19 protein-coding genes are annotated in these 25,176 nt (G+C 52.5%); 18 read left to right on the top strand and 1 reads right to left on the bottom strand.

Annotation, left to right across the window (positions count from 1 at the left end; genetic code table 11):
• Positions 1 to 152: 152 nt before the first annotated feature.
• On the top strand, positions 153 to 1,769 hold the full coding sequence (locus ACE3MN_RS15005) for an ABC transporter substrate-binding protein (RefSeq protein ID WP_024360667.1): 1,617 nt from the start codon (positions 153 to 155) through the stop codon (positions 1,767 to 1,769).
• 92 nt (positions 1,770 to 1,861) lie between these two features.
• On the opposite strand, the gene ACE3MN_RS15000 is transcribed toward ACE3MN_RS15005, so the two are convergent.
• A complete protein-coding gene (locus tag ACE3MN_RS15000; protein WP_064362856.1) occupies positions 1,862 to 2,425 on the bottom strand; it encodes a DJ-1/PfpI family protein in 564 nt (187 codons plus the stop codon).
• Between the two features lie 91 nt (positions 2,426 to 2,516).
• Between ACE3MN_RS15000 and ACE3MN_RS14995 the strand changes: the two genes are divergently transcribed.
• The 17 genes from ACE3MN_RS14995 (at position 2,517) to ACE3MN_RS14915 (ending at position 24,986) form a co-directional block, all read left to right on the top strand.
• A complete protein-coding gene (locus ACE3MN_RS14995) occupies positions 2,517 to 2,666 on the top strand; it encodes a hypothetical protein (RefSeq protein WP_158414303.1) in 150 nt (49 codons plus the stop codon).
• Between the two features lie 576 nt (positions 2,667 to 3,242).
• Positions 3,243 to 3,734 carry a type VI secretion system contractile sheath small subunit gene (gene tssB / locus ACE3MN_RS14990; RefSeq protein ID WP_049130610.1) on the top strand — a complete coding sequence of 164 codons (492 nt, stop codon included), beginning with the start codon at positions 3,243 to 3,245 and terminating at the stop codon, positions 3,732 to 3,734.
• A 40-nt stretch (positions 3,735 to 3,774) separates the two neighbouring features.
• Complete coding sequence (gene tssC, locus ACE3MN_RS14985; protein ID WP_049130609.1) at positions 3,775 to 5,310, top strand: type VI secretion system contractile sheath large subunit; 1,536 nt, start codon at positions 3,775 to 3,777, stop codon at positions 5,308 to 5,310.
• Positions 5,311 to 5,327: 17 nt separating this feature from the next.
• The gene (gene tssK, locus ACE3MN_RS14980; protein WP_049130596.1) at positions 5,328 to 6,677 is read left to right on the top strand and encodes a type VI secretion system baseplate subunit TssK; all 1,350 of its coding nucleotides are present in this window, start codon (positions 5,328 to 5,330) and stop codon (positions 6,675 to 6,677) included.
• On the top strand, positions 6,674 to 7,363 hold the full coding sequence (gene tssL / locus ACE3MN_RS14975; protein WP_049130595.1) for a type VI secretion system protein TssL, short form: 690 nt from the start codon (positions 6,674 to 6,676) through the stop codon (positions 7,361 to 7,363). The genes tssK and tssL overlap by 4 nt, the downstream gene beginning before the upstream one ends.
• Positions 7,363 to 9,042 (top strand): OmpA family protein, encoded by a 1,680-nt coding sequence (locus ACE3MN_RS14970; protein ID WP_049130594.1) that lies wholly within the window; start codon positions 7,363 to 7,365, stop codon positions 9,040 to 9,042. Before tssL ends, ACE3MN_RS14970 begins: the two co-directional genes overlap by 1 nt.
• A 2-nt stretch (positions 9,043 to 9,044) precedes the next feature.
• Entirely contained in the window at positions 9,045 to 9,536 is a 492-nt protein-coding gene (locus tag ACE3MN_RS14965; RefSeq protein WP_049130593.1) for an Hcp family type VI secretion system effector, read from the top strand.
• Between the two features lie 165 nt (positions 9,537 to 9,701).
• A complete protein-coding gene (gene tssH, locus ACE3MN_RS14960; RefSeq protein ID WP_102650165.1) occupies positions 9,702 to 12,362 on the top strand; it encodes a type VI secretion system ATPase TssH in 2,661 nt (886 codons plus the stop codon).
• Between the two features lie 66 nt (positions 12,363 to 12,428).
• Positions 12,429 to 13,250: a lysozyme inhibitor LprI family protein gene (locus tag ACE3MN_RS14955; RefSeq protein ID WP_160183604.1), complete on the top strand. Its 822-nt coding sequence runs from the start codon at positions 12,429 to 12,431 to the stop codon at positions 13,248 to 13,250.
• 35 nt (positions 13,251 to 13,285) lie between these two features.
• A complete protein-coding gene (locus ACE3MN_RS14950) occupies positions 13,286 to 15,643 on the top strand; it encodes a type VI secretion system Vgr family protein (protein ID WP_375364086.1) in 2,358 nt (785 codons plus the stop codon).
• Between the two features lie 30 nt (positions 15,644 to 15,673).
• Positions 15,674 to 16,156, top strand: coding sequence for a DUF3828 domain-containing protein (locus tag ACE3MN_RS14945; RefSeq protein ID WP_102650167.1), 483 nt, complete (start codon positions 15,674 to 15,676; stop codon positions 16,154 to 16,156).
• Positions 16,157 to 16,168: 12 nt separating this feature from the next.
• Positions 16,169 to 18,907 (top strand): hypothetical protein, encoded by a 2,739-nt coding sequence (locus tag ACE3MN_RS14940; RefSeq protein ID WP_224357254.1) that lies wholly within the window; start codon positions 16,169 to 16,171, stop codon positions 18,905 to 18,907.
• Positions 18,908 to 18,909: 2 nt separating this feature from the next.
• Positions 18,910 to 19,344 carry a hypothetical protein gene (locus tag ACE3MN_RS14935; protein ID WP_139157162.1) on the top strand — a complete coding sequence of 145 codons (435 nt, stop codon included), beginning with the start codon at positions 18,910 to 18,912 and terminating at the stop codon, positions 19,342 to 19,344.
• 59 nt (positions 19,345 to 19,403) lie between these two features.
• Positions 19,404 to 19,667 carry a PAAR domain-containing protein gene (locus tag ACE3MN_RS14930; RefSeq protein ID WP_075210835.1) on the top strand — a complete coding sequence of 88 codons (264 nt, stop codon included), beginning with the start codon at positions 19,404 to 19,406 and terminating at the stop codon, positions 19,665 to 19,667.
• A 2-nt stretch (positions 19,668 to 19,669) separates the two neighbouring features.
• Positions 19,670 to 20,878 carry a hypothetical protein gene (locus ACE3MN_RS14925; protein WP_102650168.1) on the top strand — a complete coding sequence of 403 codons (1,209 nt, stop codon included), beginning with the start codon at positions 19,670 to 19,672 and terminating at the stop codon, positions 20,876 to 20,878.
• Positions 20,871 to 24,239: an ImcF-related family protein gene (locus ACE3MN_RS14920; protein ID WP_102650169.1), complete on the top strand. Its 3,369-nt coding sequence runs from the start codon at positions 20,871 to 20,873 to the stop codon at positions 24,237 to 24,239. Before ACE3MN_RS14925 ends, ACE3MN_RS14920 begins: the two co-directional genes overlap by 8 nt.
• 198 nt (positions 24,240 to 24,437) lie before the next feature.
• Entirely contained in the window at positions 24,438 to 24,986 is a 549-nt protein-coding gene (locus ACE3MN_RS14915; protein WP_142385543.1) for a hypothetical protein, read from the top strand.
• Positions 24,987 to 25,176: the final 190 nt, after the last annotated feature.

The following is a 25,176-nucleotide window of genomic DNA, read 5'->3' as shown; positions in this document are numbered from 1 at the left end:
TGTGTAAAACCGTCCCGGAATCAAATAGTTTCCAGCGATGGTGAAATCAGCATAGACGTCAACTTTCTTTCACAAGCCGTTTGCAATTTCAGGTGATGAAACAAATAATTATCGCACTGCCAGCTCTGGTTTTTTATTTTAAAGGGGATCTTATGAAGTATCCTGTCACATTGACATGCGGCGCGCTGTGGTTAGCCAGCGTCTCTTCTCTTGCCTGGGCAGCTGATGTCCCGCCGGGCACCGTTTTAGCCGAAAACCAGGTGCTGGTGCGGCACATTAAAGACGAGCCCGCCTCCTTAGATCCCGCGAAAGCCGTCGGTCTGCCTGAAATTCAGGTTATCCGCGATCTTTTTGAAGGTTTAGTCAATCAGGACGAGAAAGGCAACCTGATCCCGGGCGTGGCGACTCGCTGGCAGAGCAATGATAATCGCGTCTGGACATTTACCCTGCGCGATAACGCCCGCTGGTCCGACGGCACGCCGGTAACGGCAGAGGATTTTGTTCATAGCTGGCGGCGGCTGGTTGATCCTAAAACCACGTCCCCGTTTGCCTGGTTTGCTGCGCTGGCCGGAATCGCCAATGCGCAAAATATTATTGATGGTAAAGCCGCGCCGGACACCCTCGGCGTCACCGCCGTGGACGCGCGTACCTTGCGCGTGCAGCTGGATAAACCGCTGCCGTGGTTCAGTAATCTGACGGCCAGCTTTGCTTTCTATCCGGTGCAGAAGGCTAACGTGGAGAGCGGCGACAACTGGACGCGTCCGGGAAGCCTGGTTGGCAACGGCGCGTATGTCTTAAAAGATCGCGTAGTGAATGAAAAGCTGGTGGTGGTCCCCAATACGCACTACTGGGATAACGGCAAAACGGTGATCCAGCAGGTCACATTTACGCCCATTAACCAGGAGTCAGCGGCCACCAAACGTTATCTGGCCGGCGATATCGATATCACCGAGTCGTTCCCGAAAAATCTGTATCAGAAGCTGCTGAAGGATATTCCGGGGCAGGTTTATACTCCGCCGCAGCTGGGAACTTATTATTACGCCTTTAACACTCAGAAAGGGCCAACCGCCGATGAGCGCGTCCGCCTGGCGCTCAGCATGACTATCGATCGTCGTCTGATGGCGGAGAAAATTCTGGGTACCGGCGAGAAACCGGCCTGGCGCTTTACTCCGGACGTGACCGCAGGCTTTACTCCGCAGCCGACGCAAATCGAAAGCATGAGCCAGGCCGAACTGAATGCCCAGGCGAAAGCGCTGCTGCAGGCGGCGGGCTACGGTCCAAACCGTCCGCTGAAGCTGACGCTGCTGTACAATACCTCGGAGAACCACCAGAAGATCGCGATCGCGGTGGCGTCAATGTGGAAGAAAAATCTGGGCGTCGACGTGAAGCTACAAAACCAGGAGTGGAAAACCTATATCGATAGCCGCAATACCGGCAATTTCGATGTGATCCGCGCCTCGTGGGTGGGGGATTACAACGAGCCGTCGACGTTTCTGTCGCTGCTGACCTCAACCCATAGCGGCAATATCTCCCGTTTCAACGATCCGGCCTACGACAAAATTCTGACCCAGGCGGCGCTGGAAACGTCGGAAAAAGCGCGCAATGACGATTACAACGCGGCGGAAAAAATCATTATGGCGAAAGCGCCCATCGCGCCGATATATCAGTACACCAACGGGCGTCTGATTAAACCGTGGCTGAAAGGGTATCCGATAGCCAATCCGGAGGACGTGGCCTATAGCCGCACAATGTATATCGTGAAGCACTGATGGGTCCTGGTATTTAGCCCGGAGCTGGCGCGATTTTAGCGCCAGCGCCTCCTTCAGACGGTCTTCATGGAGGCTGTTATCCGGTTGTTTTTCTACCGCAGCAATTCGGCAAATTTCGCCAGCCATTGCGGATGGGCGGGCCAGGCGGGGGCGGTAACCAGATTGCCGTCAATATGCGCCTGATCGATACCAATGTCGGCAAAATGTCCGCCGCTGAGCCGCACTTCCGGTGCACAGGCCGGATAGGCGCTGCAGGTGCGGCCTTTTAATATGCCTGCCGCGGCCAATAGCTGAGGGCCATGGCAAACGGCGGCAATCGGTTTACGCGCCGCGTCAAACGCTTGCACCAGTTTAAGGACTTCCGCATTCAGGCGCAGATATTCTGGCGCCCGCCCGCCGGGGATCAACAGCGCGTCATAATCCGCCTCTTTCACGCTTGTGAAATCGGCGTTGAGAACAAAGCGATGGCCGGGTTTCTCGCTGTAGGTCTGGGCGCCGTCAAAGTCATGGATGGCGGTTATAATGTAGTCGCCTTTGGATTTGTCAGGACAGACAGCATCAACCTGATGTCCAATCATTTGTAGTGCCTGGAACGGCACCATGGTCTCGTAATCTTCGGCGTAATCGCCCACCAGCATCAGAATCTTTTTGCCCATCATATTCACTCCTGTATGAATTAATGTGTCTAAGATATAGCCTGGCGGGAGAGGGAATGCGAACCGCAACTCGGCTCAGGACAACAAAACAATGAATCCGCAGCTGCAATCCTTTGCGACCTGGCTGGCGGGAAGTGGGCGCGCTGCTTTCGAAGGGCGCTGGCAACCTCTGCTACTTGGGCGTTTAGCCAGTAAACTCACGTTACCTGGCGCCAGTAATCAGGCGGCGGGAAGGGACTAATGGGCGATGAGCATTATTGTCTGCCGTATTTAAATATACCGGCTGAATGAAATGCCAATATTTCATTGCACTTACTGATCATTAAGGTCCCGTCAGGTTTAATAATCAAAAGAGGACATCTGAGAAAAATTATTTGTAACTTTTATACTAATCCTGTCTGTCATTTGCTATGGTTATATTAATTTCGGCTCAGGACTCATGAACAGTTTGTGAACGGTAAAAATAATTCTATTTTTCTTTCTGTTATCAGCCATCTTCTCAATACTGGAAATAATCATTATTACCGTTCTATATTGATTCTTATCAACTAAATAGGTTTGTTGAGATGTAAATTCATTATTTATTCATTAGGCAGGCGTAAATCCTGCCCTTATTGTAAGTAAATGGTTGGTATTTCATATTGGCTTTATTTGTCTGATGCTTTTGATTTTTTATATTTGGATTAAAATGCTTAAGGAAAGTCTTGTATTGAACTTTAGAACTGACAGGTTGATATTTTCTGATGCTTTGCTCTACTATGGTTTTGTCATCAAACGTCGTTATTTTAACAAATATTCCTCAAGGGAAGGGACCGCTATGGCTGATAGTTTCCAGAATGAAGTGCCAAAGGCACGCATTAATTTAAAGCTGGCTCTGCATACAGGGGGGGTACAGAAGAAAGTCGAGTTACCGCTAAAGCTTCTCACCCTCGGTGATTTCAGTAATGGTAAAGAGGACCGGCCATTATCTGAAAGAGAAAAAATCAACATCAATAAAAATAACTTCAACAGCGTCCTTGCGGAATTCAATCCAGAAATAAACCTGACCGTGCAGAATACCCTGGCCGGAGAAGGCACGGAGGAAAGCATTAAGCTGAACTTCGCCGATATGAAAGACTTCGAGCCTGAGCAGGTTGCCCGTCAAATCCCGCAGCTTCGCGCCATGCTGGCGATGCGTAATTTATTGCGCGACCTCAAATCCAACCTTCTTGATAACGCCACTTTCCGAAAAGAGCTCGAAAAGATTTTGAAAGACCCGGCGCTGTCTCAGGAATTACGCGATGAAATGAGCGCACTGGCCCCGAAATAAACGGCGTGTGTTATTTAATGGATTAACCGGGAATATGCTGATGTCTGTAAATACTGAAACCGCCTCCGCGCAGGGGCAGACTGCTGTACTGGAAAAAGAGGGCGTGTACGCCTCCCTGTTTGAAAAAATCAACCTGACCCCGGCATCCCGCCTGGGGGATATTAACGACTTTCTGGACGATGCCGCACTGTCTGACGCCCCGGCGGGCGAGCGTCTGACGGCGGCGATGCAGGTGTTTATGGACTGCATCCGCAAGGCCGGCCAGCCGGTGGAGAAGCTCGATAAGACCCTGATCGATCACCATATCGCGGAGCTGGATTACCAGATTAGCTGCCAGCTGGATGCGATCATGCACCACGAAGCGTTCCAGAAAGTGGAGTCCCTGTGGCGCGGCTTGAAGCAACTGGTGGACAGCACCGACTATAGTCAGAACGTGAAAACCGAAATTCTGGACGTATCGAAAGACGATCTACGCCAGGACTTCGAAGACGCGCCGGAGCTGATCCAGAGCGGCCTCTACTGGCATACCTACACCGCGGAGTACGACACCCCTGGCGGCGAGCCCATTGGATCGGTGATCTCCGCTTACGAGTTCGACGCTAGCCCGCAGGACATGGCGCTGCTGCGTAACATATCTAACGTCTCAGCCGCGGCGCATATGCCGTTTATCGGCGCCGTCGGCCCGGCTTTCTTCCTGAAAGATTCCATGGAAGAGGTCGCCGCGATCAAGGATATCGGCAACTACTTCGACCGCGCCGAGTACATCAAGTGGAAATCCTTCCGCGATACTGACGATGCGCGCTATATCGGCCTGGTAATGCCGCGCGTGCTGGGCCGCCTGCCGTATGGTCCGGACACCGTGCCGGTGCGCAGCTTTAACTACGTCGAGCAGGTGAAAGGTCCGGATCACGAGAAATACCTGTGGACCAGCGCGTCGTTCTCCTTCGCCGCCAACATGGTGAAAAGCTTTATCAATAACGGCTGGTGCGTGCAGATCCGCGGCCCGCAGGCGGGCGGGGCGGTGAAAGATCTGCCGATCCATCTTTATGATCTGGGTACCGGCAACCAGGTGAAGATCCCATCCGAGGTGATGATCCCGGAAACCCGCGAGTTTGAGTTTGCCGGCCTCGGTTTTATCCCGCTGTCGTTCTACAAGAATCGCGACTACGCCTGCTTCTTCTCGGCGAACTCCGCCCAGAAACCGGCGCGGTACGACACCGCCGACGCCACCGCCAACAGCCGGATCAACGCGCGCCTACCGTACATCTTCCTGCTGTCGCGCATTGCGCACTACCTGAAGCTTATCCAGCGTGAAAACATCGGCACCACCAAGGATCGTCGTCTGCTGGAACTGGAGCTCAACACCTGGGTGCGTGGGTTGGTCACCGAAATGACCGACCCGGGCGACGAGCTGCAGGCCTCTCACCCGCTGTGCGACGCGAAGGTGGTGGTGGAAGACATTGAGGACAACCCGGGCTTCTTCCGCGTGAAGCTGTTCGCGGTGCCGCACTTCCAGGTGGAAGGGATGGACGTCAACCTGTCGCTGGTTTCTCAGATGCCGAAAGCCAAATCGTAAGGCGAGGGAAATCAGGGATGAAAATTTATCGTCCACTGTGGAATGAGGGGGCTTTACTGTCTCCTCAACAGTTCCAGCAGCAGGCTGAATGGGAGTCTTTTCGCACTGCCGGCGCATTAGCGCTGGCATCCCCATTCCCCTGGGGTGTGGAAAAGATTGAGTTTAATGACAGTCTTCTTTCGTCCGGGCTGATCCAGATTACGCAGTTACGCCTCTGGCTGGAAGATGGAACTCTTATTGATGCGCAAAGGAGCGATCTGCCTCCGGCGCCGCGTGAGTTAGATGCCAGCCAATTGGCAGGTCTTGATGCGGTAACCGTCGTCATCGCCCTGCCTCACATGCAGCCAGGTGTGAGCAACGTTGAACAGGAAGGCGTCAATTCAGACCGGCCGCTTCGCTATCGTGAAGAGTGGGTGACGTTACAGGATGCCTTTGGCTCTGAAGACGAATCCATGGCAGTTGCCCGATTTAATTTCACCATCCGGTTTGCCCATGAAAGCAATGATTCATGGAAAGTGTGCCCGGTAGCAAGGCTGATCCGGGATGGGCAAAATGCGTGGCGACAGGATCCGTCTTTTATTCCTCCAGTGGCGTCATTTGGGGCAAACCCGGTCCTTCGCGAACGTCTGGTGTTGCTCAATCGCCAGTTACGATCTCGACGCCAGCGTCTGATGACGATGCGTCGTGAAAGCAACGAAAGGCTCGCCGATTTTGCCGTCGCCGATGTTTCTCTTTTCTGGTTGCTGAATGCACTGAATTCTCACGCCAGGGTGCTGACGGAATACGAACGTTTTCCTGGCCGTCCACCTGAACAGGTGTGGGCGGAGCTCGCTCGTCTGGCAGGCAGTATGCTGACCTTTTCCCTGGACCATGATCTTGACGCCATACCGGCTTATGACCACGAGGAACCGGGTAATACGTTTCCTCCGCTGTTTGATCTGATAACGGGTTTGCTGGAGGCCAGTCTGCCATCCCGGGTTATTGCTCTGGAAATGTCCCGCCCGGATGGACAGACCTGGAAGGCCAACCTTCACGATATCCGTCTGCGTGAAGAGGCCGACCTCTATCTCTCTGTGCGCTCGGATATCTCGGCCTGGCAGGTTGCCGAGAAATTCCCTGCGCTCTGTCAGGCGGGATCTCCTGATGATGTCAGCGAGATCTATGGTGCGGCGCTCAAGGGGATCCCTTTGATCCCTGTGAGCAGGGTCCCGGCTGCGTTGCCTGTACGCATGGAAAACCAGTACTTCGCACTTGATATGGAAAGCCCTGCTGCGCATGAAATGCAGGAGCAGGGGGTATGTATGTTCTATGTGCCTGAGTTACTTGGCGCTCTGGAACTTGAACTGTTTGCGGTATTGCGCTCATGAGACAGGATATCGATATCGACCAACTGATGACGGAGACCTGGCTCACCGTCACCATGCTTAAAAAAGGCGCCGTCACGCTTAATGGCCCTGCGCTTTACAACAAATGCGTTAAACAGGTGGAAAGTGTGCGGGAAGCGCTGGAGCGTGCCGGTTATGACGACGCCAGCGTGGAGCATATTTCCTACGCGCAATGTGCCTTGCTGGACGAAACGGTGATGAGCCGTAAGCCCGGAAAAAGCGAAGAAGGAGAGGAGCCGAAAGTTGATGAAGGCCAAATGGCCTGGCGTAAAGCTCCGCTTCAGGCCCGTTTTTTTGGCTCACTTCGGGCAGGTGAAGCGTTATGGGATTGCATTGCCGAGGTTCTGCGTCAGCCCTCACCGAACCCGGCAGTTTTAACCTGCTATCACCGTGTGATAGCGCTGGGCTTTCAAGGATTATACAGCCTGAAGGCGGTCAGCCAGTCGCAGCGGGATGAGGTAGTGAAAGCCCTTTCCGAGCGGGTTTCTCCGCCTGATGCAGGCCTGTCTCTGGTTGTTCACCGGCCGGGGAAACATCGCTGGAGCCTGATGCGCTCAGTCTGGTTCTGGATAGCGCTAGCCGTCATTCTTACCGGGGGTATTTGGTGGGGGGGCCATCTGTGGCTTCAGGCTCTGTTGTCAGCACAAATACCGGAGCTGCATGGCTAATGCGTAGATCAGTCATCATTCCGGTAGCCCTACACACTTTAGCAGCCGTTGCCACGTTGCTGTGGTTGCTGTGGTATTTCATCCCGACAGGTAACGTTTTTAAAGGCCTGACCACTCTGCTGATTCTCCTTCTGGCAGGCTGGTATGTTTTTAAAAGCTGTCGGCGTGAGGAGCAAGCATCCGACGCGACCCTCCCGGCTGCTGAACTGCCATTACTCGACACCCATGTCCCCGTTGTACTGGTGTGTGGTGACATGCTGGATGCGCTGTTTCAGGGAAGCCCTCTGCGTAAAACAGCGCAGGGATGGTGGCTACGGACCGATGACGTCAGCCGGTTAACTGACGTTGTCCGCAGCATACAGACGCAGTTCCCGCGCCAGGTCGGTCAGCTCTCGGTGATGTACCGCTGCCTGCCAGACCATCATCAGGATGAGGCCGTTCTTCGTTCCGCGCTGAAAACGCTCCGCCAGCAATGTAAACAGATTAAATCCCTGACGGGTTTCACACTGCCGGTTGTGTTGAGTGCCGAATTTTCCGGGCCTGAAACGCCGTGGATAATCGTTCGGGGTGACAAGTCGATTGTGTGTCCGGTTAATGATTCACCGCAGGCGTTCATTGACTGGCAGCAGGCGGAAGACAATATCCTGGCGCTGCCGGCGGTTAGTCAGGCATTCTCCTTTATCCGTAATACGTTGACAAATGAGCTGGAGAAACCTGATCGGTTTACGCCACCTGTACGCGCATTTTCCGTTGCAATGCGCCTGGGTGTAGTCAATCCTGAGACTCAGTCCGTCTGGTCCGACTGGCTCTATTCCCGCACCTGTTTACAGTTTTCCCGAGACCCCGGGCATTCAATCCCGACAGTTTTTTTCCCGGATGCGGTTCTGCCCCTTCTGGCACCGTTTGCGTCGATGGTACAGGGGGGCCAGCGTACCCGTCGTCTGGTTCTGCTGATGTGGCTGTGCATTCTGACGGCGTTGGGCATCTCCGCGCTCAATAATCGTTACCTTATCCGTCATGTCAGTGCCGATTTACAGCGCTGGAACGCCATTCCCATGGATCATTACCGGCCTAAAGCGGAATCACTGGCCGCGCTGAAACAGGATGCGCTCCTGCTTGAACGCTGGCAGCGTCAGGGAGAGCCTTTACGTTACAGCCTGGGTTATTACCCGGGGCAACGCCTGTGGCTGGCCTTGCAGCAGGCTATCGATACCTGGACACCACCCCCCGCCCCTAAACCGAAACCGGTAGCGAAAATTGTACGACTCGACAGCATGTCGCTGTTTGATTCCGGCAAATCGGCACTCAAAGACGGCTCAACCAAAATACTCGTCAACGCACTGGTGGGGATCAAAGCCAAGCCAGGCTGGCTGATCGTGGTCAGCGGCCACACAGACAATACCGGCAGCATACAACTCAATCAGACTCTGTCTTTGCAACGAGCGGAGGCCGTCCGTAACTGGATGCGTGATACCGGAGACGTACCGGAAAGTTGCTTTGCCGTGCAGGGTTACGGTGACAGCCGACCGATTGCATCAAACGATACGCCTGATGGCCGCGCGCATAACCGGCGTGTCGAGATCAGCCTGGTACCGCAGGCTGACGCCTGTCGTCTGCCAGGCGCAAAGCACGCGTCACAGGATGTACGTGACGTTTCAACTCAAGAAATGGAGAAGTAAACATGGCAATCCCAGTTTATCTGTGGCTGAAAGACGACGGCGGCGCTGACATCAAAGGTTCCGTAGATGTGAAAGATCGCGAAGGAAGTATCGAAGTTGTTGCTCAGGAACACACCCTGTATATCCCGACGGATAACAACACTGGCAAACTGACTGGAACCCGTATTCACACGCCGTTCCTGTTTACCAAAGAAATCGACTCTTCCAGCCCGTATCTGTACAAAGCGGTGACCACCGGCCAGACCCTGAAGTCTGCTGAATTCAAGTGGTACAAAATCAACGACGCCGGTCAGGAAGTTGAGTATTTCAACACCAAACTGGAAAACGTCAAGGTGGTGAAAGTCGCACCGAAAATGCACGACATCAAGGATGCCTCCTTCGAGAAGCATAACCACCTTGAGCAGATCGAGCTGCGCTACGAAAAAATCACCTGGACCTACAAAGACGGCAACATCATTCATTCCGATTCCTGGAACGAACGTACCACGGCGTAAGACCCTGGCGGACAGACTCCTTTCTGTCCGCCATTTTTGTTTTGCTCCGCACAGCGCCTGTCAGACGGACGCTTTGCAGAGCAGTCTCACAATTTATCGGCATGAACCTTATGGGCATCGGTTGACGGCCAGGGGCGGTAGCGTGCTTGAACAAGAGGGAACGACATGGAACATCATTCAGCAGTCCTGCTACGACGACTTAACCCTTATTGCGCCAGAGCACTGGAGGGGGCGGCTTCTTTATGTCAGACCCGTGCACATGCAGAAATTACGCCAGAGCACTGGTTGTTAAAGTTGCTGGAGCAGGGAGAAGGTGATCTGACCGTTCTCGCTCGCCGCTATGAATGGGACATGGATGCCGTCTGGCAGTCACTCCTGAGCTGGCTGGATGTACAGCCTCGTTCAGTTCGCACCCGACCAGAGCTCTCTGCGTCCCTTCAGACGCTGCTGAAACAGGCATGGCTTGCCGCCACGCTCGTCGGAGATGAGCAGATCCGCAGCATACATTTGCTTACGGCCATGATTGAAACGTCAGAGCTGACGCGCTGCGATGGCCTCTGGCCTTTGATGACTCTGACCACCAGCCAGCTGGAGAGGTTACGCCCCTTACTGGAAGCCCAGTCGGATGAGCGGCATGACGTTGCGCTCAGCGAGCAGGCTGGCAATGCCTCCATTATTGGCCGGGCGCCGCCATTACAACATGAAGCCCAAAAGCATGCTGAGGGTGGAATTGCGCAGCCTGCCGTTTCACAGGTGGAGTCCATTCTCAATCGTTTTACGGTTGATGTGACCGCCCGTGCCCGGGAAGGAAAGATTGACCCGGTCTTTGGCCGCGATAACGAAATCCGCCAGATGGTGGACATTCTCTCAAGACGCCGGAAGAACAACCCCATTCTGGTGGGTGAGCCAGGCGTGGGCAAAACGGCCCTGGTTGAAGGCCTGGCGCTACGTATTGCCGAGGGGAATGTGCCCGAAAGTCTTAAGCCTGTCATCGTCAGGACACTGGATCTGGGTTTGCTGCAGGCGGGCGCCGGTGTAAAGGGTGAATTTGAACAGCGTCTGAAAAATATCATCGACGCCGTCCAGCAATCCCCGGTGCCGGTGCTGCTGTTTATTGATGAAGCGCACACCATTATCGGGGCGGGTAATCAGGCGGGCGGGGCAGATGCGGCTAACCTGCTGAAACCGGCGCTGGCGCGTGGCGAATTGCGTACCATAGCGGCCACTACCTGGAGTGAATACAAGCAATATTTCGAACGTGACGCTGCCCTGGAGCGCCGCTTCCAGATGGTTAAGGTTGATGAGCCCGATGATGACACGGCCTGCCTGATGCTGCGCGGTCTTAAATCCCGCTATGCCGAACATCATGGCGTACACATTACCGGTGAGGCCGTCCGGGCAGCGGTGACGCTATCTCGCCGCTACCTGACAGGGCGCCAGTTGCCTGATAAAGCGGTGGACTTACTGGATACCGCTGCGGCCCGGGTGCGGATGAGTCTGGACATGCAGCCAGAACAGCTTACCCGGTTGCAGGCCCGGCTGACTGCGCTGGCCATGGAGCAGCAGGAGTTGCTGGAAGATATCTCCCTGGGTAACGCTGTTGATGCCAGCCGTCTGCCTCAGATCGAGCACCTTACTCTGGATCTCAACCAGCAGAAAACTGCCCTTCAGTCACAATATGAGACCGAAAAGCAGCTCACCGACTCGCTGAAAGCCTGCCGTGAAGATATCAGCCGCCAGAAGGAGATCTCCGCCTTCCAGCAGGAGCTGGCGCAGGTACAAAATAACAGCCCATTACTGGGTCTGGATGTTGATGTCCGCACCGTTGCGACCGTTATCGCCGACTGGACAGGGGTTCCCCTCTCGTCCCTGATGAAGGATGAGCAAACCGAATTACTGACGCTGGAAGAGCAGCTGGCAACCCGTGTTGTCGGCCAACATTCAGCTCTGAATGCCATAGCCCAACGACTGCGAGCGTCAAAAACCGGTCTGACGCCGGAGAACGGACCGCAGGGTGTATTTTTACTGGTGGGGCCAAGCGGAGTGGGCAAAACCGAAACAGCGCTGGCACTTGCTGACGTTATGTATGGTGGTGAGAAATCGCTCATTACCATCAACCTGTCTGAATACCAGGAGCCGCACACGGTCTCGCAGTTGAAAGGCTCACCTCCGGGCTATGTCGGATATGGTCAGGGCGGCATTCTCACCGAGGCAGTCCGTAAGCGGCCATACAGCGTAGTGCTGCTCGATGAAGTGGAGAAGGCTCACCGGGATGTGATGAACCTGTTTTATCAGGTCTTTGACCGGGGCTTTATGCGGGACGGGGAAGGGCGTGAAATTGATTTCCGCAATACCGTGATCCTGATGACGTCCAACCTGGGAAGTGACCCGCTGATGCAGTTACTGGAAGAGCAACCAGAAGCCACTGAGAGCGATCTGCATGAGTTGTTACGCCCGATCCTGCGCGATCATTTCCAGCCAGCGCTGCTGGCTCGCTTCCAGACGGTGATATACCGCTCGCTGGCAATGGATGCCATGCGCACCATCGTCGGCATGAAGCTGGCACAGGTGAGCATGCGTCTGCAACGCCACTACGGTATTTCCACTCACACTGGAGAAAGTCTCATCGACACGCTGACGAAGGCGTGTTTGCTGCCGGATACCGGTGCCCGCAACGTGGACAGCCTGCTTAACCAGCAGATCCTGCCGGTTCTGAGCCAGCAGTTATTAAGCCATATGGCGGCAAAACAAAAACCACACTCCGTGATGCTCAGTTGGGATGAGGAAGAAGGAATCGTACTGGAGTTTGGAATAGAAAGATCATAAAGCGATCCTAACGTATTCATTTTGCAACGTATGTTGCCGCTACAACTAATAAAAGGAACCCTAACAATGAAGTTTATGAAATATATTACGGCTCTTATCACATTTACCTGCGCTGCCAATTCATATGCTGGATTCTTTAGTTCATCTGATGAATTCAAATGTGGTCGAGATGATGCTGTTAAAGCGCTACAGCAGTACATAAGAGATGGGGCATCAGAAATGCTTCAGCATGATTCCATCCAAAATGCAAAGATACTTTTAAATAAGCCGGTTAATGTCTATTCAGAAAAGATGAACAGCATTACAGTTGATGTTAAGGGGGCGTCTACGATCGGTAACACCAGCCCTACGGAAGTATCGTGTAAAGCTAAGGTAAGTATATTATTACCGCAGGAAAGTATTGATGTCATTCATGCTATCCCGGAGCAAATTGCTCGTCTCCAGTCGGGACAAGAATCTTTTTATAACAACGCTGTTATATGGAAGGATTATAGCTATAACCTGAAACTCTCAGATGATAAAAAAGATATTTCTGTAACAGATCTCATGAAAGACAGTGCTTCCTCTGAGCTGTATTTTATTACATTGTCATCTGTTAACAAAAATGAACTCATTGACAAAAATAATGACATAAAAATCAAGGTTGCACAAAATGAATATAACGAAGCAGATACCGAGTTAAATATCCTGTGGAAAAATATGCCTGATTCTATACGTGCTTCGATGAAATCCTCCCAGTTGGCATGGGTGAAAGACAAAGCAGTGAAATGCGGGAAAATTAGTGATGCAACGGGCAATACCGCAGATATTGCTACGAAGGTAAATATCTTTAACTGCCAGACAAAAATGACTAATGAGCGAATCACTATTTTGGGTGGCGGTAATTAATTGACGATCAGTAGTATGCTGCAGGGAGAGGAACCATGATTGAAAGTTTAAGCAGTCTGGTACATAAGGCCATGGATGAAGCCCTGGGCCTATCGCGCTACCGGGTTGATGTGCATGACTGCAGCCATTTCCTGGATGTATTGCGTTACAACGCCGTTGAATCCCTCAGTCAGCCCTGGCGGTATGACGTGGCGGTCACCTGCTCCTCTGCGGATATTGCCTGCGACACGTTACTGCTGAAGCCCGCGTCATTCACTTTCCAGATCCCAGTGTTTGACGGAACACCGGCGCTGCCGGTCAGGACGGTATTCGGCGTGGTGGAGTCCTTTCGCCGCGTGTCCACCTCGAATGATGAGATCCATTACGCACTGACGATCGTTCCCCGTATTGCCCTTCTGGGCTATACGAAAGGGAGCGGGATCTACCTTAACCAGTCGGTAACGGAAGTGGTTGAACAGGTACTGCGTAAGCACGGTCTGGAAGGCCCCGATTTTGAGTTCCGGCTCTCCCGGGAATATCCATCCCGGGAGCTCATCACCCAGTGGCGGGAAACGGACCTTGAGTTTATCCAGCGCCTGCTGGCCGAGGTTGGCATTTACTGGCGCTATGAAATGGACAGCCGTCTTGAACAGGACGTGGTGATTTTCCAGGACAGCCAGCAGCAGTATGAATTTGGCGTCACGCTCCCATTACGCAACCCGGCCGGGATGAGTGACAGCGGGCAGGAGAGCATCTGGGGTATTCAGACCGCATATAACGTGGTGAGCGGAAGTGTGTCTACCCGGGACTACAACTACCGTGAAGCGCTACAACCTCAGGACAGTGCCGAGAGCATTTTCAGCAAGGAAGGGATCACCACCGGAGAAACGTACCATTATGCTGAACCCTTCCTGACGGCAGGTGACGCTGAAAGCCCGGAGACCGGGGCATACTTCGCCCGTCTGCGTCACGAACGCATTCTGAACGGGCAGTATTGCGTCAGCGGGCATTCCTCCAGCCCTCATCTGGCTCCGGGTCAGGTACTGGAAACGGACGGCACGTTACCCGATGCCGTCAGGGAAGGCATCGTCATCACCACGGTGCGCACTCGCGGTTCACGCAAAAGTAGCTTTACGCTGACGTTTGAGGGTATCCCCTACAGCGAAACTGTCTGCTGGCGTCCGGCATTGCTCAATCGCCCGGTGATATCCGGCTCGCTGCCTGCCCGGGTGGAAAGCACACAGAAAGGCGACACCTATTCCTGGCTCGATCCGGACGGGCGTTACCGGGTGAAGCTGGATTTTGACCGCAACAGTGCTGAACAGGGCTATGCCTGTGTGTGGCTGCGGCTGGCGAAACCCTATGCCGGAGATACGTACGGATTCCACTCACCGCTTATCGACGGAACGGAAGTGGCCGTTGTATTCGACGGCGGAGACCCGGATCGCCCCTACATCGCTTATGCCCTGCATGATTCAGAGCATCCGGACCCTGTCACCAGTGACAATCATACACGGAACGTGTGGCGCACTCCGGCGAACAATAAGCTGCGTATGGAGGATAAGCGCCAGGAAGAGCATATCAAGCTCGCGACCGAATACGGCAAAACGCAACTGAACCTGGGACACCTGGTCAACAGCCAGCGTGAAAAGCGCGGGGTCGGTTTTGAACTGCGAACGGATGAGCATGGCGCTGTACGTGCGGCAAAAGGACTGTTCCTGACAGCGGATGCTCAGTCCAAAGCTCAGGGCCCGGTGCTGGAAATGGCGCCTGCGATTAACCAGATTAACCAGGCCAACAGCCAGATGCAGGCCCTGAATAGCGCCGCTGAAGCCGCCGGATCCCTGGTCTCTGACATCAATACCCAGATAAATTTTGTGACCGACAAAATCAGGGACCTCCAGTCTTCGGTCCTGCTGGGTAGCGCGCCGCAGGGGGTGGCACTGACCTCAGGTGAACATCTTCAGCTCAGCAGTACCCGCAATACCATGATCAATGCAGGCCAGCATCTTGATATCGGTGTGATGAAAAATCTGTCTGTGAGCGTTGAAAAAGCGCTCGGTCTGTTTGTGCATAAAGACGGGGCGAAGCTGGTTGCCAACCAGGGAGACATCGAGATTCAGGCTCAGCACAACACGATGGCCCTGTTTTCTGAAAAGCAGCTGACGGTGACCAGTAGTGAAGACGAAATTATTATCAGCACCCCGGAAACGCTGACGCTGAACGGTGGCGGATCTTACCTGAGGCTGAGTAAGAACGGTATTGAGCATGGTTCATCAGGTGAGTTCATTATGAAAACGTCGGACTATCTGGTACCAGGATCGGGCGCAAATCTCCCCAACGAAACACCCAATTTCAGCCTGACGGACATTACCCAGGAAAATAAGATCAGCAGTAAGTCATTCAATGACTGATACAAAAATAGTGAACAGGGAACTTAGACTATGAAATCAACGCTCAAAAATTTATTGCTGTTATTGACTTTTGTTTTCGCGATATTTTCAAACTTCAGTTTTGGAGAAAATAACAGCCCGATACTCGATGCGAAAAGTCCAGAATTCGTTGTTAAAAAATTTTACTCTGACTATCTCACCGCGTGGAACGACCCTGATGTGGGGAGTGGTGCAGAGAAAAGCCAGAAGGCAATTGATAGCTATACGACACAACACCTTCAGCAACTTAACAGTGACAATGATACTGGGGCTGATTATTTTCTCAACGCTCAGGAAATATGTCCTGACTGGGTTAATCAAATCGAGGTTAAAACATCTTCCGTGAGCAGTAACAAGGTTGCAGCTGAGTTAACGCTTGGACATGCTGATAGTGAATCAAAATATGATATCGGCCTTGTTCTCAAGAATGACAAATGGCTAATGAATTCGGTGAAGTTCATATCCAGAAAAACAGGTCATTGCAACGAGAACTAAAGGAGAGAGACAATGTTCAATCAAACCACTGCTCTGAGCACATTAAAATCAAATGCTGCGGCCATTGCTGCTATTAACAAAAAGAACTTTGATAGCGGCAAAGATAAAAAGCTTAAATACGGAAAGTCCAGATGTGCGCATTATGTAAAAGTGGCATTGGTTTCTGGTGGGCTTTCGGCAAAAAATTCAGGCATTAACTCAGCAAAAGATTACGGGCCTTGGTTGGTTGAGAATAATTTCAAACCTGTTGAAGGCGTAACAACGGTAATTAGTGGTGGCGTTTATTCCATCTCAGGACAACAAGCCGGTGATGTAGCTATCATCCAGGCCGTGGGAAAGCACACCGATGGCCATATGACCATGTTCGATGGAGCCAAATGGGTGTCTGACTTTGTACAGGACCGTGGATTTTATCCAGGCCCAGCGTACAGGGAAAATAGTGTCGCATATAAACTTTATCGCTATGCAGGAACAACAGCTGAAAATAAAAGTACAGCCTTTACAAAGGGGAAAATAAATATCGTATGGCCGATCCCCTCTAACAACCGTGGAACTGAGTTTGGTAGTCAGGAAGATATCCTTTCGCACCTCAGCGGGGAGTCAACCGGACAGTACGCTATTGGTCGGAGTGGAATGTGGCATGGCGGGATCCATATCACGGAAGCAACGACCCCGTGGTGTGCTCTTAGTGGCAAGTCTCCTCTTGAAGCATTAGATTTCCCGGTTCCCTTTAAAGGTGAGCAGGCTGTGCGATGCATGGCTGACGGCGAAGTGGTTGCTTATCGTGTCTGCAAGGATTATCTGATGCTTGCATGGGAGTCCGGCCCACTGAGCTTTTCCGGTTCGTTTGTTCTGGTTAAACACTTTATTCAACCGGGGGAGAAAGAATCCAGCAGGCTGCATTTCTACACCCTGTATATGCATCTTGCGCCGTATTCAGCTTATGAAGCTGAAGCAGAAAATCAGTGGGTCATTCAGGATACTCTAAGAGCATATTCTAAAATGGATGGGCTGACGGCGAAACTGATTTCAGATAAAACTTCTCCACAAATTTCCGGACACATGCCTAAAGGGGCAAGAGTGGAGTGGGACCCAGCAGACAGTAATCTTAACGCCACAGGAAATAACAAGCGAAAATATGGCCTTGTGACACTAAAAGGATTACCAGAAGAAACCAGCAGTACCCTCACACTTGGTCAGCGCTATTGGGTTGTTGTGGATAACAACAATATTAAGCCAGCGCCGGGGGCCGGTCCAGGCTGGTGGCAGCATTTGCTTCCTCCCGCAAAGGAAGTCATGGTATTTGATAAGATAGTAAGTCTCAGTTCTCCATTTGCTATTAAGGCCGGTGACCCGATTGGCCACATGGGCTACTATCAGGCACCAAAAGACGGTGGTTATGAGGCACGATACCAGGTACATATCGAATGCACGAGCATGGATGATAATCTGGAGAAGTTCCTGACCAACCCAGAAAAAGTGGGGGAGAAAAACCCGCTCTGGTTGAAGTATTCTCCTGGCCTTGCTCTTTTCACAAAAGATGTTGCGAAGGGCACCTTCGCAAAGGGCTCGACGTCGACAACGCGGATAGGCATTCTACCGTTGAGTAAGGTCACAACTGAAACTGATAACTCAACAAAGCAAGAATACTGGCAGCTGCGGCCGGAAAATGCCTATGTGCTCAAAGGCCAGGCGGAGCCTCAACTTCTGTCACAGTATGATCTGGCGAAGCTAGGCTTCAGAACTGAAACCTCAGAGCCTACCAGTTTTGATTACCTGGATGGAAAAAACCAGCCTGTTGGATTCTTCCGCAGCCTTATCAACTCGCTCTATGAGGCTGCGACCGGTGATACGCGAACCAGTCATGCCCTGGTTAAGCATAATTATCAGCGCCTGCTGGATAAAATTGACAGTGGAAGCGACCGTTATTCTCCAATGGAGTACTGGAGAGCACTTCATAACCCCGACTATCGTGAAGTTATTCAGAAAACTATCGTAAAACATCCCAGCGACTGGTACTTCAAAAAAGACGATGCTATCTGGCAACCGTTCCTGAATGCGCTGAAGAAAGAAGCACCGGAATGGAAGAAGTACAGCGAAGATTTTCTCGACAAAATGGCATGGATGCAGGATGTTACGACTGAAAAACTGGGCCCCGAGCTTTGGCATATGCATCCAATCGTATTTTTAGGGGCGTTTATTAAACGAGATAAAATAATATGGATGAAAAAATTCACAGAGAAATTTGGAATAACTAAAGCAGAAGCATTTAGAACGAAGCTATTGAGTGTATCAAGAAATCTAAGCATTGACCCAAATTATATCATGGCTTGTATAGCACTTGAGACAGGAAAAACCTTTAGAACCGACATAAAAAATCCAGGCTCTTCAGCAACCGGTTTAATACAATTCATGAAAAGCACAGCAGACGAGTTGGGCACAACTACTGCAAAACTTAGAAAGATGGATCACGTTGAGCAAATGGATTACGTTGAAAAATACTTCAAAATGCAGGCGAACAATGTTGGTGTTTCAACTGACAAGTGGACACTTGAAGATGTCTATTATTCTATATTCAGTCCAAAAACAATAAAACTTGGTCCCAATGATATTGTTTACCAAGAAAGCAATGGTGATCTGTATAGCAAAAATCTTTATCATGACAGAAACAACGATGGTAAAATCACTAAAAATGAAATTGCGGAAAATATACGCGTAAATTATAAGCAAGGTATTCCTGAGGCCGGGTAATAATGAAAGAACAAATAAAATACTCTTTGACTGCATTGATTTTAATGGCGTCAACAACATATGCTCATTGCTCTCAAAGTAATGATGTAGATATGTTAGTCACAGCAAATAAACTTAAGAGTTCTGGATTTGTTGATGGGCAAACAGGGCGCGTGATAACAGACTTAAATGGTGACGGTAAAAAAGATATCATCGAATATACTTTTGTGAGTTCAACGCCGCCAGGTACCTGTAATCAATCGGATTGTATGTCAAATCTCGACAATTCTCCTACTTTGACATTCCAAATCACGATGCACGATGGAAAATCAATAGATGCAGCATATATGTGTACATCTATTGGGGTTTCAAAAAATATGCACAAAGGGTTGAAAGATATTTTTTGTGGTCCTAAATATATTTTACGCTGGAATGGAGAAGAGTATGACACTAAATAGGTTCGACTGCCAATTACTTTCATCCACGGACAAATATTAACTGATAGAGATCTTTATTAATGCTCCAGATTATCCGTAAAGGCGATAAAACAACCTACGGTGGTTCGGTGTTGACCGCTTCCGAAACAATGAAATTCGGCGGTATTGGTGTTGCCCGTAAAGGCGACAAAGTGTCATGCCCGGTTCCGGGACATGGCCCTACAACCATCATAGAAGGCAATCCTGATTATCTTGATCATGGTATCCCGGTGGCATTTCACGGTCACAAATGTGCCTGTGGTTGCACATTGATCAGTTCATTTGCCGCAGCAAAGGTTGCCTGATTATGCCCGTCTGGCTGGATGCCATTCCTGAAAAGGCTCCTAAGGTAGCGCGTCCCGGCACCGGCCGTTGGCTGCTATTCCTCGCGTTTGTCATGCTGGGGGGCATAGCGCTCACGCTATGGTGCTGGACGTCAGAGCGAACCGTATTTGTCTTCTGGTTCACCGCGCTGGGTCTTCCATTGTGCACCTGGGGGCTTATTTTCGGCTTACGCCGGTTTGCCTACAAAGCCGAACAGGTGGGAGCCGAGTCCCGAAATGTACAGCGAGAAGCGCTTATTGACAGTGAAATTCTTCGCGGTCAGCGCTGTGCCTGGATCCTCGGTACATACATTCAGGCCCCGGCCGGAAACAAAACCGATGACCTGCTTGAGGCAATGAAAGTCGCAGCACCCGCTATCGACTTCTCCCGCCCAAGAGGATGTGACAAACCGGTCAGATACGCGGCATTAACAGAATACCAGGCTGATTTAACAAAGGCCCTGACAGCAGCGGTGACTAAACTGACCACGCGTGTAGAAGGGATCGTTCAGCCGCTTCCGCCGGAGTTGCCATGCTGGCTGGTGCTGGATTGTGATAACGACCTGTACCCCTTGATTGAAGAGCAGCTTAAGGCCGCTCTCTCACTAAAGACCGGCAGGATTTTTCGCCTGATGTCCGGAAAAGGGTTGAGCGCACTCGATGCCTGGCTGGACAAGCGATGGGACAATCCGAGCATTCTGGTTGCCATCACTCTGTCGTTACCCGCGTCTCCCCGGGAAGAAGATGCTGATGCCATCTCGATGGTGGTATTGAGCAACCGCAAAGCCCACGCCTGGCCGGATGCACTACGCCTTCATCGCCCCGAAAGGGGAGCAGAATCAACGCTCACAAAGACACTCACCCGGGCGCTGCTCTGGGCGAAGACCAGGCCAGATGAACTCAAAGGAAGCTGGATCTCCGGTCCCACATTGACCGCTGGAAGCGGCTGGAATAATGCCTGCGAGCAGAGCGGGGTGGAATTTAGCCTTTCAGAGGACAACTTCAGTATCGATCCAGTTCTGGGATACACGGGCCATGCGGCTCCATGGCTGGTCATCACGCTTGCCAATGCTGACGTTGAACAACGAGGCCCGCAGGTTATCGCCGCACAACCCGCCGCTGATAAAGACGACATCTGGATCGCCGTCATCACCAAAGAAGAAGTTCGCAAGGAATCGCCTAAGAATGTCTAAGGTAAAAGTAAAAACACTCATCGGCTCCGTTGTGACTGTCGCCTTTTTTCTGACAGTCATCGTGGCATTTCTGTTTTATGCCTTTCCGGAAAACGTAGCCTCGGGCACCGGCTTCGGACCGTATGACGGTCAACGAATACTCACATTCTGCGCCATACTGGTTGCCGCGTTGTTTTTACTCGGCTGGCTGATAGAGAAGGCTTTCGACCACGCGGGTAAATCCGGGTTGTATTTCCAGTGGGGGCAGAAAAAGGCTGAGACTGCCGCTCCGTTGACGAACCCAATTCCCAGTGAAGAAGACGATGATGAACCCGTTTTCAGCGAAGACGTCGTGTCCGAACACCTGCGCTTTCGCTATGGACGCCGCTGGAAGCGTAAAGTGCGTCTCCTTTTGGTTATGGGCAACCCGGACGACGTCCACAACGCGGCCCCGGGCCTGTGTCATGACCTCTGGCAGGAAGGCGACGGCAACGTACTGATTTATGGCGGCGACGCCCAGTCGCTTCCGGATGAGATCTTCCTGTCAAAACTGAAACGCCTGCGTCCTGGTCATCCGGTTGATAGCATCATTCAGGTGATAAGTACCTCAGCCCTCCCGACGGATATCGAACGGGATGCCTTTTTGCGCTGTCGCCAGAAAGCCGACCATCTGCTGGGCTGGCAGGCCCCAGTCTGGTTGTGGCTGACTGACAAGGCAACGGGGGCTCAGCAGGACGAGGAAACCACTGCAACAGGGGTTATTTTCGGACCGGGAGGCACCGTAAAAGAGGCGGATGAGGCGTTTAGCATACTGACGCAACGCCTGCAAAAAGCCGGTATAGCACAGATACTGAATAATCCGGCGCATGGCAGCCTGCTACAGTTATCCTCCCACCTGCGGCACGAACTGAAAGGCAGTCTGACCGTTTTGCTCAGCGGGTTGATGCAGGGATCTGCGGCCTTTCGTTTACGGGGGGTCATGTTCAGCCCTGAACTGGCTGTTGCCGGAACGGTGCCGAACACACGTCTGGACACCCCGACATGGAAAGCCGTCATTGATGACTGTGATGCGGTCAGCGGCAGGAAACTGGGTATCGGCTGGCTAAAGATGCTGCGGTTAATTTTGCTTTCCCTGATTGTCCTGTGGGGGGCCGGTACACTGTTGTCCCTGATCGTTAACCGTACCCAGATTTATCAGGCGCAGGAAACGGCGAGGCAGGCAGCGGATACTGCAAAAACACTGGCTGAACGCCTGCACAACCAGCTCGTACTCCAGCAAGCCATTGCCCGTCTGCAACATCGTGAGGCGACCGGCGCTCCATGGTACACACGATTTGGTCTTAATCAAGACAGCGACACGCTGGCCGCACTCTGGCCCCTGTATGCTACAAATAACGCACAGCTGATGAGGGATGCCACCGCAGAGAATCTCAGGCAGCAGCTGAATGCCTTTGTGCAACTTCCTCCTGCCAGTGATGCCCGAACACAGGGCACACAGCACACCTATGACATGCTGAAAAGTTATCTGATGCTGGCCCGTCCGGATAAAGCGGACGCAGGTTGGCTGGCAAAAAACGTACTGGTCGCCTGGCCGAAACGTCAGAATGTACCGGATGGTACCTGGCAGGACCTCGCCCCGAAGCTGCTGGGCTTTTATGCGCAGAATCTTCCTGCACACCCCGAATGGAAAATTAAGCCTGACGCTGAATTAATCGGCACGGTCCGCCAGATCCTGCTTAAACAGATAGGCCAGCGTAACGCTGAGTCCGGGTTGTACCAGGACATGCTTAAGCGCGTGGCCAGCAACTGGCCTGATTTAACGCTTGCCGATATGACCGGCGATACCGATGCCTCAACGGTATTCAGCACGGACGAAGTCGTCCCGGGTATGTTTACGCGCCAGGCCTGGGAAGAGCAGGTACAGGATGCGATCAACGAGGTCGTTAAAACCCGCCGTGACGAAATCGACTGGGTACTGACGGATAAAATCCATCAGACAGGGAGCGATATTTCCCCGGAAGCACTGAAGGCCCGGCTGATCGAACGTTACTTTACCGATTTTGGCAATGCCTGGCTGAATATGGTCAACAGCATTCAGTGGCAGGATGCAACTTCACTTTCAGAAGCTATTGCCCAGCTCAACCTGATCGGCGACGTCCGCCAGTCCCCGCTGGTGGCACTGATGAACACGCTGGCCTGGCAGGGGAAAACGGGGCAGAAGAGTGAGGCACTGGCTGATTCGATAGTGGACTCAGCGAAAAAGCTGATCGGTCAGAAAAAAAATGCCAGACAGTTTATTGAACAGGCACAGGGCCCTAAAGGTCCGCTCGATGGCGTGTTTGGACCGCTGATGGGTCTGATGGAGGGTAAAGAGGGGACCGGTAGCAACGGTAATCTCAGTTTCCAATCCTGGCTGGCCCGTGTTACCCAGGTGAGGCTGAAGCTTCAGCAGGTCACTAGCGCCCCGGATCCGCAGGCTATGTCGCAGATGCTGGCCCAGACTGTGTTCCAGGGTAAAGCTATCGATCTGACGGATACGCGTGACTATAGCAGTCTGGTGGCGGCAAGCCTGGGTCAGGAGTGGAACGGGTTCGGCCAGTCATTGTTTGTGCAACCGCTGGATCTGGCCTGGAGACAGATACTTGCTCCGGCTGCAGGAAGCCTTAATAACCGCTGGCAGACAACTATTGTCGATCAATGGAACAAAGCGTTTGCCGGTCGCTATCCGTTTAAAGCTACCGGCAGCGATGCCTCCCTGCCGTTACTGGCTCAGTTCCTGCGCAGTGATTCGGGGCGAATCACTAGCTTCCTGAAAACTAATCTTGGCGGGATCCTTCACCAGGAGGGGAATCGCTGGGTGGTCGATCCTTCAGCAAGTCAGGGGATGGAGGTGAGCCCGGATTTCCTGCGGGCAATTAATCTGCTGGCTGAACTGGCGGATATCGTTTTTGCTCAGGGCGATGCGGGTATTCACTTTGAACTGATGGCGCGTCCTTCCCGTGATATAGCCCGTATGCAGTTGACGCTTGACGAGCAAAATCTGGATTTCTTTAACCAGATGGAAAGCTGGCAGAGCTTTACCTGGCCGGGGAATACGTACTACCCGGGCGTCAGCCTCCGCTGGCGTAGTGTAAGCAGTGGTATGCAACTCTACGCCAGTAACCAGGGGAACTGGGGCTTCATTCGCCTGCTGGACACAGCCCTGATCACACCACTCGATGCCAGCCGTACACAGCTGGTGTGGATCACCGCCGACGGCAATCCTCTGAAGTTTGTGATGCGCAGTGAACTCGGCAACGGCCCTCTTGCGTTACTGAAGCTTCAGGGATTCACGCTGCCTGACACTATCTTCAACGTCGCACCTGGCGCAGAAGAGCGCTAAAAACGATGGGCGGGAAACTTCATCCGGCACTCGCTTTCGCAAAACAGGTGGAAGGCTGGTCTCCGGGTATTTTCAACATGGTGGATAAGTGGCGGGAGGACGAATCACCAGCCCCCAGGTAGTTTATGACCTTCGGTAGTGTCGGGCCTGGCTCAGTGATTGGCTGAAGCATAATCCAGCGTCTGAGGAAGGATTCCTTTGTCCGCGCTCATGAAAGATTTCTCGCCGCATATCGTTTATATGACGCTTGCGGCCTGGCGAACCGGTAAAACACTTCTCCACTGCGATGAGTCTCTCTTTCGGATCCTGGGAGAAACCCGCCAGACCGACGCACTGTCAGGAGAAATGCTTCGCCGCCTGCCATTCTGGGGATTCTGGCTCGATTTTCCGGCTGACACGGTCTTTGCTGAAGGCCAGGGTGCGCTGATGGGCGCATTTTTCACCCTTGCCGATCATGATAACCAGACGGATGCGCTGCTCGCCCTGACGCTCGCTCAGGATCCGCTTTTCCGGGAGCACATTCCGATGGGGATGGAATATCTCGCGTTAACCGATCCTGTCTCCACGGCTATCAGTCAGCAGGAGGAGGGGATCTGTGGATTCTGGCGCGCTGTTCTGGCTTTGCTCGGAGACCAGCGCCAAGAGGCGTCGAAAAGCATCAACGCCTCATCCCCCGGACAAGCCGGTGCAGATTTTTGCGGGCGACCGGGCCGGTTCCGCGCTCAGGCAGGCACCGCGAGCGCCTGAAGCCAGTACCTCAGGGGACAGCCCCTCCACGCCCATCAGCGCCTTCGCCCCCATGTCAGAAAAGCCCACTGGCAAACCCACTCAGGGGGAGGAGAAAAGTATGCTGCTGAAATGGAAGCCATCGCAAATCGTCAATGGCTAGGACGACGATTGTCTGGAAGCGGTCGTGAGGTTTATGAAAGAAACTAAC

This window comes from Klebsiella grimontii, assembly GCF_042137965.1.
GTDB classification, from domain to species: domain Bacteria; phylum Pseudomonadota; class Gammaproteobacteria; order Enterobacterales; family Enterobacteriaceae; genus Klebsiella; species Klebsiella grimontii.
The sequence above is the reverse complement of the archived record's forward strand: the minus strand, read 5'-3'. Positions and strand labels throughout refer to the sequence as shown.

Coding starts and splice junctions, on each gene's coding strand:
- ACE3MN_RS15005 (WP_024360667.1), top strand. CDS start 153: ATGAAGTATCCTGTCACATTGACATGCGGCGCGCTGTGGTTAGCCAGC.
- ACE3MN_RS15000 (WP_064362856.1), bottom strand. CDS start 2,425: ATGGGCAAAAAGATTCTGATGCTGGTGGGCGATTACGCCGAAGATTAC.
- ACE3MN_RS14995 (WP_158414303.1), top strand. CDS start 2,517: ATGAATCCGCAGCTGCAATCCTTTGCGACCTGGCTGGCGGGAAGTGGG.
- tssB (WP_049130610.1), top strand. CDS start 3,243: ATGGCTGATAGTTTCCAGAATGAAGTGCCAAAGGCACGCATTAATTTA.
- tssC (WP_049130609.1), top strand. CDS start 3,775: ATGTCTGTAAATACTGAAACCGCCTCCGCGCAGGGGCAGACTGCTGTA.
- tssK (WP_049130596.1), top strand. CDS start 5,328: ATGAAAATTTATCGTCCACTGTGGAATGAGGGGGCTTTACTGTCTCCT.
- tssL (WP_049130595.1), top strand. CDS start 6,674: ATGAGACAGGATATCGATATCGACCAACTGATGACGGAGACCTGGCTC.
- ACE3MN_RS14970 (WP_049130594.1), top strand. CDS start 7,363: ATGCGTAGATCAGTCATCATTCCGGTAGCCCTACACACTTTAGCAGCC.
- ACE3MN_RS14965 (WP_049130593.1), top strand. CDS start 9,045: ATGGCAATCCCAGTTTATCTGTGGCTGAAAGACGACGGCGGCGCTGAC.
- tssH (WP_102650165.1), top strand. CDS start 9,702: ATGGAACATCATTCAGCAGTCCTGCTACGACGACTTAACCCTTATTGC.
- ACE3MN_RS14955 (WP_160183604.1), top strand. CDS start 12,429: ATGAAGTTTATGAAATATATTACGGCTCTTATCACATTTACCTGCGCT.
- ACE3MN_RS14950 (WP_375364086.1), top strand. CDS start 13,286: ATGATTGAAAGTTTAAGCAGTCTGGTACATAAGGCCATGGATGAAGCC.
- ACE3MN_RS14945 (WP_102650167.1), top strand. CDS start 15,674: ATGAAATCAACGCTCAAAAATTTATTGCTGTTATTGACTTTTGTTTTC.
- ACE3MN_RS14940 (WP_224357254.1), top strand. CDS start 16,169: ATGTTCAATCAAACCACTGCTCTGAGCACATTAAAATCAAATGCTGCG.
- ACE3MN_RS14935 (WP_139157162.1), top strand. CDS start 18,910: ATGAAAGAACAAATAAAATACTCTTTGACTGCATTGATTTTAATGGCG.
- ACE3MN_RS14930 (WP_075210835.1), top strand. CDS start 19,404: ATGCTCCAGATTATCCGTAAAGGCGATAAAACAACCTACGGTGGTTCG.
- ACE3MN_RS14925 (WP_102650168.1), top strand. CDS start 19,670: ATGCCCGTCTGGCTGGATGCCATTCCTGAAAAGGCTCCTAAGGTAGCG.
- ACE3MN_RS14920 (WP_102650169.1), top strand. CDS start 20,871: ATGTCTAAGGTAAAAGTAAAAACACTCATCGGCTCCGTTGTGACTGTC.